Source organism: Trinickia camelliae (genome assembly GCF_053525655.1).
Genome location: NZ_JBCHAA010000008.1, coordinates 59378 through 72129 on the forward strand (window position 1 = coordinate 59378; position 12752 = coordinate 72129).

Sequence of the window (12752 nt, forward strand, 5' to 3'; positions counted from 1 at the left end):
TCCTTCAAGCCCGCCGTCGCTACAAGGCAAAATCGTCGCGAACGAAACACTCGCCGAACGTGCGTAGGCTTTCGTTCGCCAACGCGATACCATCGGGAAGATGCCCTCGCGCATCGAACCATCTCAAGCGAATCCCCGTATAAAGAATGCAAGGCTACCTACCCAGTGTTGTGTTGACCGGAGCGGCTGCTCTGCTCGAGGCACTCGGCGTACAGCCCGAGCTGGTGGCGGCCGGAGCCGATCTGCCGGCGCTTGCACTCCGCTCCGCCGACGTGCCGGTCCGGGGTGCGCAAGTGCTTCGATTTCTTTCGCTGGCGGCTGACGTTACGCAATGCCGGAACTTTGGACTGAGGCTCGCCGAATATCAGGGCCTGGCGGTCCTGGGGCCGATCCTTGTCATGATGCATGGCGCGCGGACCATCGGAGAGGCAATGGATACGCTCGCCGAGTTCTACGTGCTGCATACATCGATGTCTTCTATACGGGCTGTGCGGGACGAGCAGGGGATGGTTTTGACTTACGACCTTGAGAAGGCGTCCGGTCCCGGAGAAGTTCAGGCCGTTGAATTGGGCCTCGCCAACGGTATGCAGTATTTGCGGACCATTTGTGGCGCAGCCTGGCAACCGGCCGTTGTGCAATTCCGTCATTCGGCGCCTGCGGACTGCACGATGCACTGGCGCACGTTCGGACCATCCCTGAACTTCGATCAGGACAGGAATGCGATTGTCCTGGACCGCGACACGGTGATGCGTCCGGTGACGCAACTTCGACGTAACGCGCATCGTGTGCTCAAAGCCCATTTGCAGCGAGAAAGAGCCCAGGTGGAGGCACTTTGGGCCGTACGCACGCAAACCATGATTCGCGCACTTTTGCCGTTCACGGACAGTTCGCTCAACGCCATCGCTCGAGCGCTCGCAACGTCCCCTCGATCCTTGCAACGTCGTCTCTCGGAGGCGCGCACGACGTTCGATGAATTGCGGGAACAAGTTCGTGAAGAACTCGCCCTGAAGTATGTGCAGCAGTCAAACCTGCGTCTTGCCGAGATCTCCGAACTGCTCGGTTACTCGCAGCAAAGCGCATTCAGCCGCGCGTTCAAGCGACTGAGGGGCGTCACGCCCCGACAGCTGCGAGCAATACGTCACGAGGCTGACACCGGACGTCTTGCCGAGTAGTCATAGCCTGCCCTGGGTTTCACGCGGCGATGAACGTTGGATTCAGGAATTCCGGATCGGGATACTGATAGAAGCCACGTCCCGCCGACTCGCCGATATGCCCGGTATCGATGAAATGGGTTTTCACGTAGTCAGCCATGCGCTGATGCGTCGAATCACCAGTCCGTTCCGCTAGTGCGCGGGTCACGTTATAGACGGTCGTCATGCCGATTCTGTCGAGAACGCCGAAAGGGCCCATTCGATCCTCCTTGGCAATCATCCACGCCTTGTCGATCGTCTGAACATCGGCGACGTCGTTGACCAACAGACCCAGCGCGGCGATCAACATCGGGATGAGCATGGTGTTCAGCAGGCAGCCGGACTGCTCCTTGCGCAGCGGCAAAGGCACCATGCCGATACGACGCGCAAACTCAACCACGCGCGCGAATACGGCGGGGTCGGTGCCCGGATGCCCCATGATCTCCGCGATATTGTGCTTCCATATCTCGTTCGCGAAATGCAGGCTCAGCACGCGCTCGGGCCGGTCGGTGAACGTTGCGAACTGGCTCGGCACCAGCGTCGACGAGTTGCTCGCAAAGATGGCGCCGGCCGGCGCTACCGCCGACAGTGAGCGGTAGAACGACTGCTTGATTGCGAGATCCTCGGGGATGGCCTCAATGACGAGGTCCACGCCGGCAACAGCCGAAGCGAGGTCGGTGGTGGCCTCGATGCGCTCCAGCGTGGCTTCGATTTGCTCGCGAGGGGCGCCGAGGTCCGCAGCGTAAGCACGGCCTAGCGCATCAAAACGGGCGTTCGCGCGATCCAGGCAGGCGGCGTCGACGTCGTAGGTTACGACGTCGACGCCGGAAAACGCGCACTGAAAGGCGATCTGCGCGCCCAGCACGCCGGTGCCGGCCACCAGGATGCGTGCGATCGGCTGATTGTCGTTAAGCGAATGAGAAGGCATGAGTGACGGGTACGGTGCGTATCGTATATCGGGTGGATCGGTGGGAGCCAATGACTGGCTCCCTCGAATATTTCGAAACGGTAGGGCCCTTCGACGTCGCTTAGCGGCCGCCCTGGCAGCCGATCAGGTCGATCTCGGGCAGCCGATTGGCTTTGCAGTACTCCTGATAGCGGCTCAAAGCCGTCCGCCATGTTTCGACGAACGTGACCTTGCCGTCTTCGTCAAGGAAGTGGAGTTCACCGGTCGACACCACGAGCGCCATACCATTGTCGTCGTCGGAGAGATTCGTGAACGAGTGTGACGACTCCGAGGGCTCAAACACGAAATCGCCGGCTTGCGCGATCCAATCGTGCTGGTCGTATTTCCATCGACCGCTGAGTGTGTAGACCATCACCGTCCCGGTATGGCGATGAATATGCGCGCCTTCGCCTTTGGCCGCCTTCATGAGCAAGACCACTTCGCCTGTGACGGGATTGATCTTGAAGTACTTGAGTAGAATTTTGTCGTTGATGGGAGCGAAGGGAATCCATGGCGTGGCGTTTCCGCCGATATGGACCGTGTCGATCGCGGAAACGTCGTTAAGGGCTAGCGTAGCTTCTGCATTCATGGAAGGTGTCTCCGGTTGTGCCGAGGAAAGGAACGGAAAGGAAAGGCGCCGATGTGCGCTGGTGCACAATTTCCAGTCCCTATTCAATCGAAAGTCACCCATGGGAACTTGACCCGTGCCGCCGGAGTTTGTACTTTGCGCGCCAGTTGTTTCTCCCCAGGACGGGAAGCAAAGTTCAGTCGTAAATTGCGCTCCTACCCCGAAAGATCCGGTAAGCAGAGGTCAGATTCCCGGGATTCTCGATGTTTTGCCCAACGTCGTTTCAGCGATCATTGTCTGGGCCCTAAGCTGGCAGCGCACATGGCCGAAGGGCAACTTGGTCAAGAAACAGCGAAGAATCATCGTGAATACTTGGTTTGCACGAACCGTGCTTCTGCCGGTCGCCATGCTGCTTGCCGTGCACGGCGGAGTTCAATTTCTGACGCCCGCAATGTCGCGCGACGACGGCTTCGCGCTCGCGGCGGCGAGCCCGCGCATGGACGCCAGCGAGCAAGACAGCGGCCAATTCGATATCGCCATCACCGGCGCGCCGCCGATCAAACCCGCTATCGCCATCAAACCGCGCATCGTCGATCTGAGCGCGCCGATTGTTCGCAATGTGTTGACCGAAGCGTATTGGCCGTGCGCATTTCGACGAACCGCCGATGCACGATTGCCGGACGACGGTGGACCGAATGCGTCGTTCGATGCTCGCGGCGCGGCTTTGATCCTCGTTGCGCCGCTCGCGCTGCTGGCGGTGTGCTTGTGGTCGCGCCGCACGCAGCGCGCGTGGCGCTCGCTCGCGCGCACGATCCGCGAATCGCATGCTTGCGGCGCTTGGGCGGCCTTCGAGGACGCGCCGCGCGACGTGCGCCGGGTCGCGTGCACGCTGCGCCAGCTCATGTGCAGTCGAAAGCGTGCATTGGAGGAACAGTCGGAGGTGATGTCGGCGTTCGCGCGTCACGTCGACGAGCGGGTCTCGCGGCTTCGCACGCGTGCTCTGACCGTCGGCAAGTGGCACCAGCGCGCGGCGTTCATCGAGGAAATCGAGGCGTTCACGGCGGTCGCGAATCAATTCGCCGGAGTGGCGGCGCCGCATGCCGAGCCTGATTCAACCGATACACCGCTCGTACCCGTCGATTGGTTTTTGCGCGATTGGTCATTACAGAGCGGCTCGGGCGAGGATCAATCGGTCGTGCTCCATCTCAAGGCCGGGCCGCAATTCATGCTGCCGCGCGCGGCGCTCGAGCGCATGATCGGCAACCTCGTCGGCAATGCGCTCGCGCACGGCGCGCCGCCGGTCGAGATCCGCACGACGGGCAGCCCGCGCGCCTGGACGCTCAGCGTGCGCGATCACGGCGAAGGCATCGAGGAGCGCGACTTTGCGGAGGTGCTTCAGCGGTCCGCGCCTCGCAATGCGGCAGGCGATCTCGGCGAGCACTGGGGGTTGGGGCTCTCGATCGTAGGACGGCTCGCCGAAAGCTGCGGCGCCAAGCTCAAGCTCGGCAATCATCCCGACGGCGGGCTTTGGGTGCGCATTATCGTGCCGCTCGCGTGATGGACGGGCGACTTCAATAGTCCGGCAAAGCGGACACTATTTGCCCGCGTTATTTGCCCGCGCCGCCGCCCCACGTTTGTCCGTCGAACAGCACATCGACGCGCGTCTCCTCCGGAATCTCCACGTCGCAGAGCGCCGCCGCTTCGCGATACAGCGCCGTCTGATTGATGCCGGCGGCAATCGCCGCATCGCCCGCGCTGTCCCCATCACGCAGCAAATTCCATCGACGGTATTGCGCGAGAAACCACTCGCCGTCCGACGGCCGCGGGTAGTTGACCTTGCCGCCGTCGAAAAAGCTCATCGCGAGCGGCGGCTTCGCGAACTGCGCGCCTTCATAGACGCCGACGAGCCTCGGCTCGATCACTTCGCGCGGCACGTTGAGCACCTCGGGCTTCGCGAGCCAAGCGGAAATCTCCGAACGATGCTCGCGCGTATCGACCCAGCGGCACGCTTCGAGCATCGTCTGCACGAGCGCACGCGCCGTATTCGGATACAGCGACACGAAATCGCGCCGGCATGCCAGCACTTTCTCCGGATGACCGGGCCAGATGTCGCTCGTCGCAATCGCGGTCTTTCCAGCGCGCCGCGCTTCGGCCACCGCATTCCAAGGTTCGCCGGCGCAGAAGCCGTCGAGCTTGTCTTCGGCCAGCGCATCGACCATCTGCGGCGGCGGAATCACCACGCTTTGAATATCGCGCAACGGATGCACGCCCTGAGCGGCGAGCCAGTAGTAGAGCCACATCGCGTGCGTGCCGGTCGGAAACGTCTGCGCAAAGACCGGCACGCGGTTCAACGACGCGAGCCCCGCTTTCAGCCCGCCATGCTCCTTCACGGCTTGCGTGAGCCGGTTCGAAAGCGTGATGCCTTGTCCGTTGCGATTGAGCACGAGCAGCACGGCCATATCGGCCTGCGGCCCGCCGATGCCGAGCTGCACGCCGTAGACGAGCCCATACAGCGCATGCGCGGCGTCGAGCTCGCCCGAGAGCAGCTTGTCGCGCACGGCAGCCCATGAAGGCTGACGGCAGAGTTCGAGCGTGAGCCCGTGACTGTGGCCGAATTCGAGCACCTTGGCGGCGACGAGCGGCGCGACGTCGGAAAGCGCGACGAAGCCGAGGCTCAGATGCGTCTTCTCGGGCTTGCCGTGCGCGTCTTCGGCTGAATGCGCGGGGGAGGGTGTTGGCGTAGTCATATCGTGCGGTCAACCGAGAAGATCGGCCATCGAGACGAGCTGCCGCGCGACTTCGGCAACCTTGATGCCCTGGTCCATCGCGCGCTTGCGCAGCGTCGCGTACGCTTCCTGCTCGGACATCTTGCGGCGGTCCATCAAGAGGCGTTTGGCGCGGTCGATCATCTTGCGGTCGGCCAATTCGCCTTCGACTTGGTGAAGACGCTGGCGCAGCTTCGCTTCATGCGCGAAGCGCGCGAGCGCGACCTCGAGAATCGGCGCGAGCCGCTCGGCCGCGAGTCCCTCGACGAGATAAGCCGTCACGCCCGCGCCGACGGCCGCGCGGATCAACTGCTGGTTCGCGTCGCTGCTGAACATCAGCACGGGACGCGGCGCCGTTTCGTTCATCACGGCGAGCTGTTCGAGCGTGTCGCGCGACGGCGATTCGGTATCGATGATGACGACGTCCGGCCGCTCGCTTTCGACGACTTTCGGCAGCGCCTGGGGCGTCGCCGCTTCGGGCAGCATGTCGTAGCCGAGGCGCGCGAGCGCCTCGCGCAAATCGCCGATGGGTTTGTCGGTGTCGGTGACGAGCAGCACGCGCAGCATGGGGGAGGGAAGGCTCGGCAGATCAGGTTCCAGTGGCTCGACGCCGCCGCGCGCAGGGCGGCTCGGCGGTCATGTGTTCAATATACGCAGGTTCGAGCGGTTCGCGTGAGCGCTGCGTGCGCGCGGCTGACGAGGCCCGGCGTCGGCGCGCTCCGGCAAGGCGCTCGGCGGTGCGGCTGTCCGTGCGGAATTGGGCGCAGTCGCGTCGGTCAGGCCGCATACGCGTACCTGTCGAGCTTTTGGCGCTGGGCCTCGTTGGCATCGTCTTGCCCCGAAGTCGAAGAATCGAGCGCAAACCCCTCGGCCTCGCCGATCGCGTCGCCGATCAGAATCACCGCTGGACTGCCGAACCCGGCCGCAGCGGCATCGTCGGCCAAGCGTCCGAGGCGGCTCAAGAGGCGCCGCTCGTTGGCCGATCCCGCCCATTGGACGACGGCTGTGGGCGTCGACGGTGCGAGCGTTTCCGCAAGCCGCGCACAGACATGCTCGATCCGGCTCATGCCCATGTAGATCGCGAGCGTCGTGCGCGTCGCGGCGAGCGCGGCCCAATCGGGCTCGCTGTCGTCCTGCAGATGCGCGGTGACGAACGTCACGCCCTGGCAATGCTCGCGATGCGTGAGCGACACGCCCAGTCCCGCCGCCGCCGCGAATCCCGACGAAATGCCGTTGACGATCTCGACTTCGATGCCCGCGCGGCGCAGGTCCGCGATTTCTTCGCCGGCGCGGCCGAACAGCAGCGCTTCGCCGCCTTTCGCGCGCACGACGTGAAGCCCTTTGGCCGCATAGCGGCGCATGAGCCGCTGAATGAACGCCTGCGGCGTCGATCTGCAGCCGCCGCGCTTGCCGACGCGGATCACGCGCGCGTTCGGCGCGAGCGTCGCGAGCTGCGCGTTCGCGAGGTCGTCGAGCAAGAGGACGTCGGCGCGTTCGAGCGCGCGGGCGGCGCGGATCGTCAGCAGATCCAGGTCGCCGGGGCCGGCGCTCAACAGGGTGACTTTGCCAGTAACCATCGTCGTGTCCTTCATGTTTCAGCAGCGATGCAGAGAATCAATGCGCGGCGGCAGGCGCGGCGTCATAGAGGCGCCGGATTTCCGGCACGCACGAGCCGCACACGCTGCCGCAGCCGAGTGTCGATTTCAATTCGGCGAGGTCCGCGCCCGCCGCGATTGCTTCCGCGATCTGCGATTGCGTGACCTGCTTGCAGTTGCAGATCACGCGGTCGCGCGGCGCGCGCTTGCCTTCGACGAAGACCGCATGGCGCGGGCCTCTCCACGGCGCCGCTTCGCGGATGCGGTCGATCAGCGCGGCCGCGCCGGTCGTGCCGCTGGCGCCGCCCGCGAGCATAAAGCCGTCGATCATGTTGTCGTGCCACGCGACGCGTTTCTCGTGGCCGCGCCGCGCGTCGCGGTATTCGAGCAGGTCCTCGCCGCGCGGCAGGCCGAGCGCGTCGTGAAGGCGATCGAGCCATTCGGCAGGTGCGCGAACGTCGGCGGCCGAGACGATCAGCATCTCGCCACCGTTCTCGTCGGCGTCGATCCGCACCGACGCGTAGCGCCGCTCGCGCAACAGCGGCTGCACGGCGGCGTGCAGCGCGAGCACGTCGGCGGCGCCATCGCCGCCGCGTTTGGCGGCAACGAGACGCCACGGCAGGTCCGCCGCCTGCACCCGCACTGCCGCATGCTTCAGTTCGGGCTGCGCGGAATGCGGGTCGACGGCGGGCACCGTCGTTTCGTTGATGCCGCCGCTGTTGAGGAATTGCCCGTTCCAGTGCATCGGCGCGAACACGGTGCCCGAGGCGACATCGTCCGAGATTTGCACCGGCAGCACGAGCGAGCCGCGGCGGCTCGCGATGGTGACGAGGTCGCCGTCCTTGAAGCCGCGCCGCGCGGCGTCCGCGCGATGCATCGTGAGCGCGGGCTCCGGCGCGTGCGCGAACAACGCGCCGACGCGGCCGGTGCGGCTCATGCCGTGCCATTGGTCGCGCAGGCGTCCGGTCACGAGGCGGAACGGATAGCGCGCATCGACGGGTTCGGCGACCGGCAGATAGCGCGTCGCATGAAAGCGCGCGCGGCCGTCGGCGGTGGCGAAGATGCCGTCGGTATAGCGGCGGGCCTGGCCCTGCGCCGCATCGGCCGCGAACGGCCACTGCTGCGGGCCATCGGTTTCGAGCTTCGCGTACGACAACCCGCCGATATCCAGATCGCGTCCCGCAGTGAGGGTGCGATGTTCGTCGAAGACGGCTTGCGGCGTGTCGAAGCCGAACAAGCTTGGCGTCTGCGACGACAAGCGCGCTTCGATGCGTCGCGCGACTTCGTTGACGATCCACCAATCGGGCTTCGCTTCTCCGGGCGCATCGACGGCCGCTTGCAAGCGCGAGATGCGCCGCTCCGAATTCGTGACGGTGCCCGATTTTTCGCCCCAGCTCGCAGCGGGTAGCAGCACGTCCGCGTAGGGGACGGTATCGGTCTGCGCGAACGCTTCCTGCACGACGACGAATTCGGCGGTCTTCAACGCTTCGCGCACGCGCACGATGTCGGGCATCGAATGCATGGGGTTCGTGCACGCGATCCAGATCGCCTTGATCTTGCCGCTGCGCACCGCTTCGAACATCTCGACGGCGGGCAGCCCGGGCCGATCCGACAGTCCTTCCACGCCCCACAGCGCTTCCACTTCGGCACGGTGCCCGGCATTGCCGATGTCGCGATGCGCGGCGAGCATCGTCGCCATGCCGCCGACTTCGCGTCCGCCCATCGCGTTGGGCTGCCCCGTCAGCGAGAACGGCCCCGCGCCGGGACGGCCGACTTGGCGCGTCGCGAGATGCAGGTTGATGAGCGCGAGGTTCTTGTCGGTGCCGTGGCTCGATTGATTGAGGCCCATGCAATAAAGCGAGAGCGCCGCTGGGCTCGCGCCGAACCACTCGGCAGCCTGCAGCAGCGCGCGCTCTTCGATCCCGCAGATTTCGGCCGCCATGCGCGGCGTGTACTCGCGCACGAGCGTCTTCAGCGCATCGAAGCCTTCGGTGTGCGCGTCGATGTACGCGCGGTCGAGCAGGCCTTCCCAGATGAGGTGATGCAGCATGCCGTTGAACAGCGCGACGTCGGTGCCGGGCTGGATCGCGAGATGCAAGTCGGCCATCGCGGCCATGTCGGTGCGGCGCGGATCGACGACGATCCAGCGGATGTCCGGATTCTTCGCCTTCGCTTCTTCGAGCCGCCTGAACAGCACCGGATGCGCGTACGCCATGTTGCTACCCGCGAACAGCACGGTCTGCGCGAGTTCGAGGTCTTCGTAGCAAGTGGGCGGGCCGTCCGCGCCGAACGCTTTCTTGTACGCGGTGACCGCGCTCGACATGCACAGGCGCGAATTGGTATCGATGTTGTTGGTCTTGACGAGCCCCTTCGCGAGCTTGTTGAAGACGTAGTAGTCCTCGGTCAGCAACTGGCCGGAGATGTAGAACGCGACCGCATCGGGGCCATGCTGTTCGACGATGTCAGCGAAACGCTCGGCGACGAGATCGAGCGCGCTCGACCAGTCGGCGCTCTCGCGCTCGGCGTCGCGCGTCGCGCGCACTTCGGGGCGCAGCAGGCGGCCCGTCGCGCTTTGCACCGTCAGCGGCAGCGAGCGGCCCTTGGTGCACAGCCGGCCGTAGTTCGCCGGGTGCTCCGGATCGCCTTGAATGCCGGTGATGCGGCCGTCCTCGGCTTCGACGAGCACGCCACAGCCCACGCCGCAATAGCAACAGGTGGAACGGGTGACGGTTTTCATGATGCCTCCCGCCGGGCCGCCCCAAGGGAGGCATCGGCCCCCCCGGGGGGCAGCGAGCGAATGCGAGCGTGGGGGCCGTTCATATCATTGGCGTTCGTGGCGGTTGAGGGCGATTCAATCGATTCAAGCGGCTTATATGGCTTAAGCGAGGCTGACGAATACCGCTTCGCCTTCCACCTTCACCGGAAAGCGCCGCGCGCAGCCTTCATCTGGCGCGCGCGCCTCGCCGCTTGCGAGTTCGATATTCCACGCGTGCAGCGGACACGTGACAGCCTCGCCATGCACGATGCCTTGCGAGAGCGCACCGCCTTTGTGCGGGCAGTGGTCGAGCAGCGCGAACACCTTGTCCGTCGCGGTGCGGAAGATCGCGACGTTGCCTTGCTCGCGCTCGAGCACGCGGCTGCCGAGACGCGGAATGTCGGACACGTTGCACACGTGAGTCCACGTCGAAGGGAATTGCATATCCATGACCCGTTCCTTGATTCCTTAAGCGACGACTTTGATCGGGATGTACTCGTTCTTCTGCACACCGCCCACGCGGGCTTCCCACGGATCGGGCAGTCCTTCGAGCGAGTACAGCAGGCGTTCGTACAGCGCCTTGCGGTTCGCGGCATCGTCGACGATCTTCTTCTTGACGTAGTCGAGCCCGACGCGCGCGATGTAGTGCACGGTGCGATCGAGGTAGTGCGCTTCCTCGCGATAGAGCTGCAGGAAGGCGCCGCTGTATTCCTTCACTTCGTCGGAGGTCTTCACCTTGGCGAGGAATTGCGCGACTTCGGTCTTGATGCCGCCGTTGCCGCCGGCGTAAAGCTCCCAGCCGGAATCGACCGCGATCACGCCGACGTCCTTGATGCCGGCCTCCGCGCAATTGCGCGGGCAGCCGGACACGGCGAGCTTCACTTTGTGCGGCGACCACATGTTCGCGAGCATCGTCTCGAGATCGATGCCCATCTGCGTGCTGTTCTGCGTGCCGAAGCGGCAGAACTCGCTGCCCACGCAGGTTTTCACGGTGCGGATCGATTTGCCGTACGCGTGGCCCGACTTCATGCCGAGGTCCTTCCACACGTTGACGAGGTCTTCTTTCTTCACGCCGAGCAAGTCGATGCGCTGGCCGCCCGTGACCTTGACCATCGGGATCTGGTACTTGTCGGCGACATCGGCGATGCGGCGCAATTCGTCGGGCGTCGTCACGCCGCCCTTCATCTGCGGCACCACCGAGAAAGTGTTGTCTTTCTGGATGTTCGCGTGCACGCGCTCGTTGACGAAGCGGCTTTGCGGATCGTCGACGGCGTCGCGCGGCCAGGTCGAGATCAGGTAGTAGTTGATCGCGGGGCGGCAGGTCGCGCAGCCGTTCGGCGTGCGCCATTCGAGGAAGTCGTAGACGGCCTGGTGCGAGAACAGCTTGTGCTCGCGGATGGCCTTGCGCACTTCGTCGTGGCTGCGGTCGGTGCAGCCGCAGATGGCCTTCGTCTTCGGCGTTTCCTGGAAGCTCGTGCCGACCGTGCTCATCAGGATCTGCTCGACGAGACCCGAGCACGAGCCGCAGGAGCTCGCGGCCTTGGTGTGCTTCTTGACGTCGTCGAGCGTGAAGAGGCCCTTCTCGGTGATGGCCTTGACGATCGTGCCTTTGCACACGCCGTTGCAGCCGCAGACTTCGTCGCTGTCGGCCATCGAAGCGGCCTTGTCGTGGCCCGACACGCCCGCGTCGCCGATGCTCGATTCGCCGAACATGATGTGGTCGCGCAACTCGCCAAGCTTGCGGCCTTCGCGCAGCAGCTTGAAGTACCACGCGCCGTCCGCCGTGTCGCCATAGAGGCATGCGCCGACGAGCTGATCGTCCTTGATCACGAGCTTCTTGTAGACGCCGCCCGAAGGATCGGACAGCACGATCTCCTCCGTGCCGTCGCTGCCCAGAAAGTCGCCCGCGGAAAAGAGGTCGATGCCCGTCACCTTGAGCTTCGTCGACAGCACCGAACCCTTGTAGCTGCCGATGCCCATCAGCGCGAGGTGGTTCGCGCACACCTTGGCCTGCTCGAAGAGCGGCGCGACGAGGCCGTAGGCGACGCCGCGATGGCTCACGCATTCGCCGACCGCGTAGACGCGCGGGTCGTACGTTTGCAGCGTGTCGTTGACGACGATGCCGCGATTGCAATGCAGCCCCGCCGATTCGGCGAGGGTCGTGTTCGGGCGGATGCCGGCGGCCATTACGACGAGGTCGGCGGGGATCTCGCCGCCGTCCTTGAAGCGCACGCCCGTCACGTCGCCCGCATCGTTGCCGATGATTTCGGTCGTCGCCTTCGACAGCAGGAACGCGAGCCCGCGTTCTTCGAGCGAGCGCTGCAGCAGCTTGCCTGCGGTCGCGTCGAGCTGGCGTTCGAGCAGCGTATCGGCGAGGTGCACGACGGTCACTTCCATGCCGCGCAGCTTCAGGCCGTTCGCGGCTTCGAGGCCCAACAAGCCGCCGCCGATCACCACCGCGTGCTTCTTGACCTTCGCGGCTTCGATCATCGCTTCCGTATCGTAGATGTCGCGATAGGTGATCACGCCTTTGAGGTCCTTGCCCGGCACCGGCAGGATGAACGGCGACGAACCGGTCGCGATCAGCAGGCGGTCGTAGGGAGCCTCGACGCCGTCATCGGTGGCGACGACGCGCTGCTTGCGGTCGATCTTCGTGATCGTCTTGCCGAGGTGCAGATGCACGCCGTTTTCCTCATACCACGCGAGCGGATTGAGGACGATGTCGTCGAACTTCTGCTCGCCGGCGAGCACGGGCGACAGCAGGATGCGGTTGTAGTTCGGATGCGGCTCCGCGCCGAACACGGTGATGTCGTAGTGATCGGGAGCGAGCGCGAGCAGCTCTTCGATCGTGCGGATGCCGGCCATGCCATTGCCGATGACGACGAGACGGGGCTTGTTCATGATGTCTGTTCCTACAAGGTCGATGCTGGTGC

10 protein-coding genes are annotated in these 12752 nt (G+C 64.7%); 2 read left to right on the forward strand and 8 right to left on the reverse strand.

Going from position 1 to position 12752, the window contains the following annotated elements; all coding sequences use genetic code 11:
- Positions 1-146 precede the first annotated feature (146 nt).
- Positions 147-1172, forward strand: a complete 1026-nt coding sequence (locus AAHK20_RS15145) for an AraC family transcriptional regulator (RefSeq protein WP_449182287.1) — start codon at positions 147-149, stop codon at positions 1170-1172.
- A gap of 19 nt (positions 1173-1191) precedes the next feature.
- Here the strand turns inward: AAHK20_RS15145 and AAHK20_RS15150 are convergent, their stop codons facing one another.
- Together AAHK20_RS15150 and AAHK20_RS15155 are read right to left on the reverse strand one after the other, a co-directional pair.
- The gene (locus tag AAHK20_RS15150) at positions 1192-2118 is read right to left on the reverse strand and encodes a 3-hydroxyacyl-CoA dehydrogenase (protein WP_449182288.1); all 927 of its coding nucleotides are present in this window, start codon (positions 2116-2118) and stop codon (positions 1192-1194) included.
- Between the two features lie 100 nt (positions 2119-2218).
- Positions 2219-2725 carry a 2,4'-dihydroxyacetophenone dioxygenase family protein gene (locus tag AAHK20_RS15155; protein WP_449182289.1) on the reverse strand — a complete coding sequence of 169 codons (507 nt, stop codon included), beginning with the start codon at positions 2723-2725 and terminating at the stop codon, positions 2219-2221.
- 343 nt (positions 2726-3068) lie between these two features.
- Between AAHK20_RS15155 and AAHK20_RS15160 the strand changes: the two genes are divergently transcribed.
- On the forward strand, positions 3069-4262 hold the full coding sequence (locus AAHK20_RS15160; protein WP_449182290.1) for an ATP-binding protein: 1194 nt from the start codon (positions 3069-3071) through the stop codon (positions 4260-4262).
- A 49-nt stretch (positions 4263-4311) separates the two neighbouring features.
- Here the strand turns inward: AAHK20_RS15160 and AAHK20_RS15165 are convergent, their stop codons facing one another.
- The 6 genes from AAHK20_RS15165 to nirB all read right to left on the reverse strand — a co-directional run bounded on the left by AAHK20_RS15165 (position 4312) and on the right by nirB (position 12720).
- Positions 4312-5451, reverse strand: a complete 1140-nt coding sequence (locus tag AAHK20_RS15165) for a CmpA/NrtA family ABC transporter substrate-binding protein (protein ID WP_449182291.1) — start codon at positions 5449-5451, stop codon at positions 4312-4314.
- 9 nt (positions 5452-5460) lie between these two features.
- Positions 5461-6036: an ANTAR domain-containing response regulator gene (locus AAHK20_RS15170; RefSeq protein WP_449182292.1), complete on the reverse strand. Its 576-nt coding sequence runs from the start codon at positions 6034-6036 to the stop codon at positions 5461-5463.
- A gap of 209 nt (positions 6037-6245) precedes the next feature.
- The gene (gene cobA / locus AAHK20_RS15175; RefSeq protein WP_449182293.1) at positions 6246-7046 is read right to left on the reverse strand and encodes a uroporphyrinogen-III C-methyltransferase; all 801 of its coding nucleotides are present in this window, start codon (positions 7044-7046) and stop codon (positions 6246-6248) included.
- 37 nt (positions 7047-7083) lie between these two features.
- Positions 7084-9801, reverse strand: coding sequence for a nitrate reductase (locus AAHK20_RS15180; RefSeq protein ID WP_449182294.1), 2718 nt, complete (start codon positions 9799-9801; stop codon positions 7084-7086).
- Between the two features lie 141 nt (positions 9802-9942).
- Positions 9943-10269 carry a nitrite reductase small subunit NirD gene (nirD, locus tag AAHK20_RS15185; RefSeq protein ID WP_449182295.1) on the reverse strand — a complete coding sequence of 109 codons (327 nt, stop codon included), beginning with the start codon at positions 10267-10269 and terminating at the stop codon, positions 9943-9945.
- An 18-nt stretch (positions 10270-10287) separates the two neighbouring features.
- On the reverse strand, positions 10288-12720 hold the full coding sequence (gene nirB, locus AAHK20_RS15190) for a nitrite reductase large subunit NirB (RefSeq protein WP_449182296.1): 2433 nt from the start codon (positions 12718-12720) through the stop codon (positions 10288-10290).
- Between the last annotated feature and the right edge of the window lie 32 nt (positions 12721-12752).

What these genes read in the sequence shown, in the direction of transcription:
- AAHK20_RS15145 (WP_449182287.1), top strand. Translation starts at nt 147, where the DNA reads ATGCAAGGCTACCTACCCAGTGTTGTGTTGACCGGAGCGGCTGCTCTG.
- AAHK20_RS15150 (WP_449182288.1), bottom strand. Translation starts at nt 2,118, where the DNA reads ATGCCTTCTCATTCGCTTAACGACAATCAGCCGATCGCACGCATCCTG.
- AAHK20_RS15155 (WP_449182289.1), bottom strand. Translation starts at nt 2,725, where the DNA reads ATGAATGCAGAAGCTACGCTAGCCCTTAACGACGTTTCCGCGATCGAC.
- AAHK20_RS15165 (WP_449182291.1), bottom strand. Translation starts at nt 5,451, where the DNA reads ATGACTACGCCAACACCCTCCCCCGCGCATTCAGCCGAAGACGCGCAC.
- AAHK20_RS15170 (WP_449182292.1), bottom strand. Translation starts at nt 6,036, where the DNA reads ATGCTGCGCGTGCTGCTCGTCACCGACACCGACAAACCCATCGGCGAT.
- cobA (WP_449182293.1), bottom strand. Translation starts at nt 7,046, where the DNA reads ATGGTTACTGGCAAAGTCACCCTGTTGAGCGCCGGCCCCGGCGACCTG.
- AAHK20_RS15180 (WP_449182294.1), bottom strand. Translation starts at nt 9,801, where the DNA reads ATGAAAACCGTCACCCGTTCCACCTGTTGCTATTGCGGCGTGGGCTGT.
- nirD (WP_449182295.1), bottom strand. Translation starts at nt 10,269, where the DNA reads ATGGATATGCAATTCCCTTCGACGTGGACTCACGTGTGCAACGTGTCC.
- nirB (WP_449182296.1), bottom strand. Translation starts at nt 12,720, where the DNA reads ATGAACAAGCCCCGTCTCGTCGTCATCGGCAATGGCATGGCCGGCATC.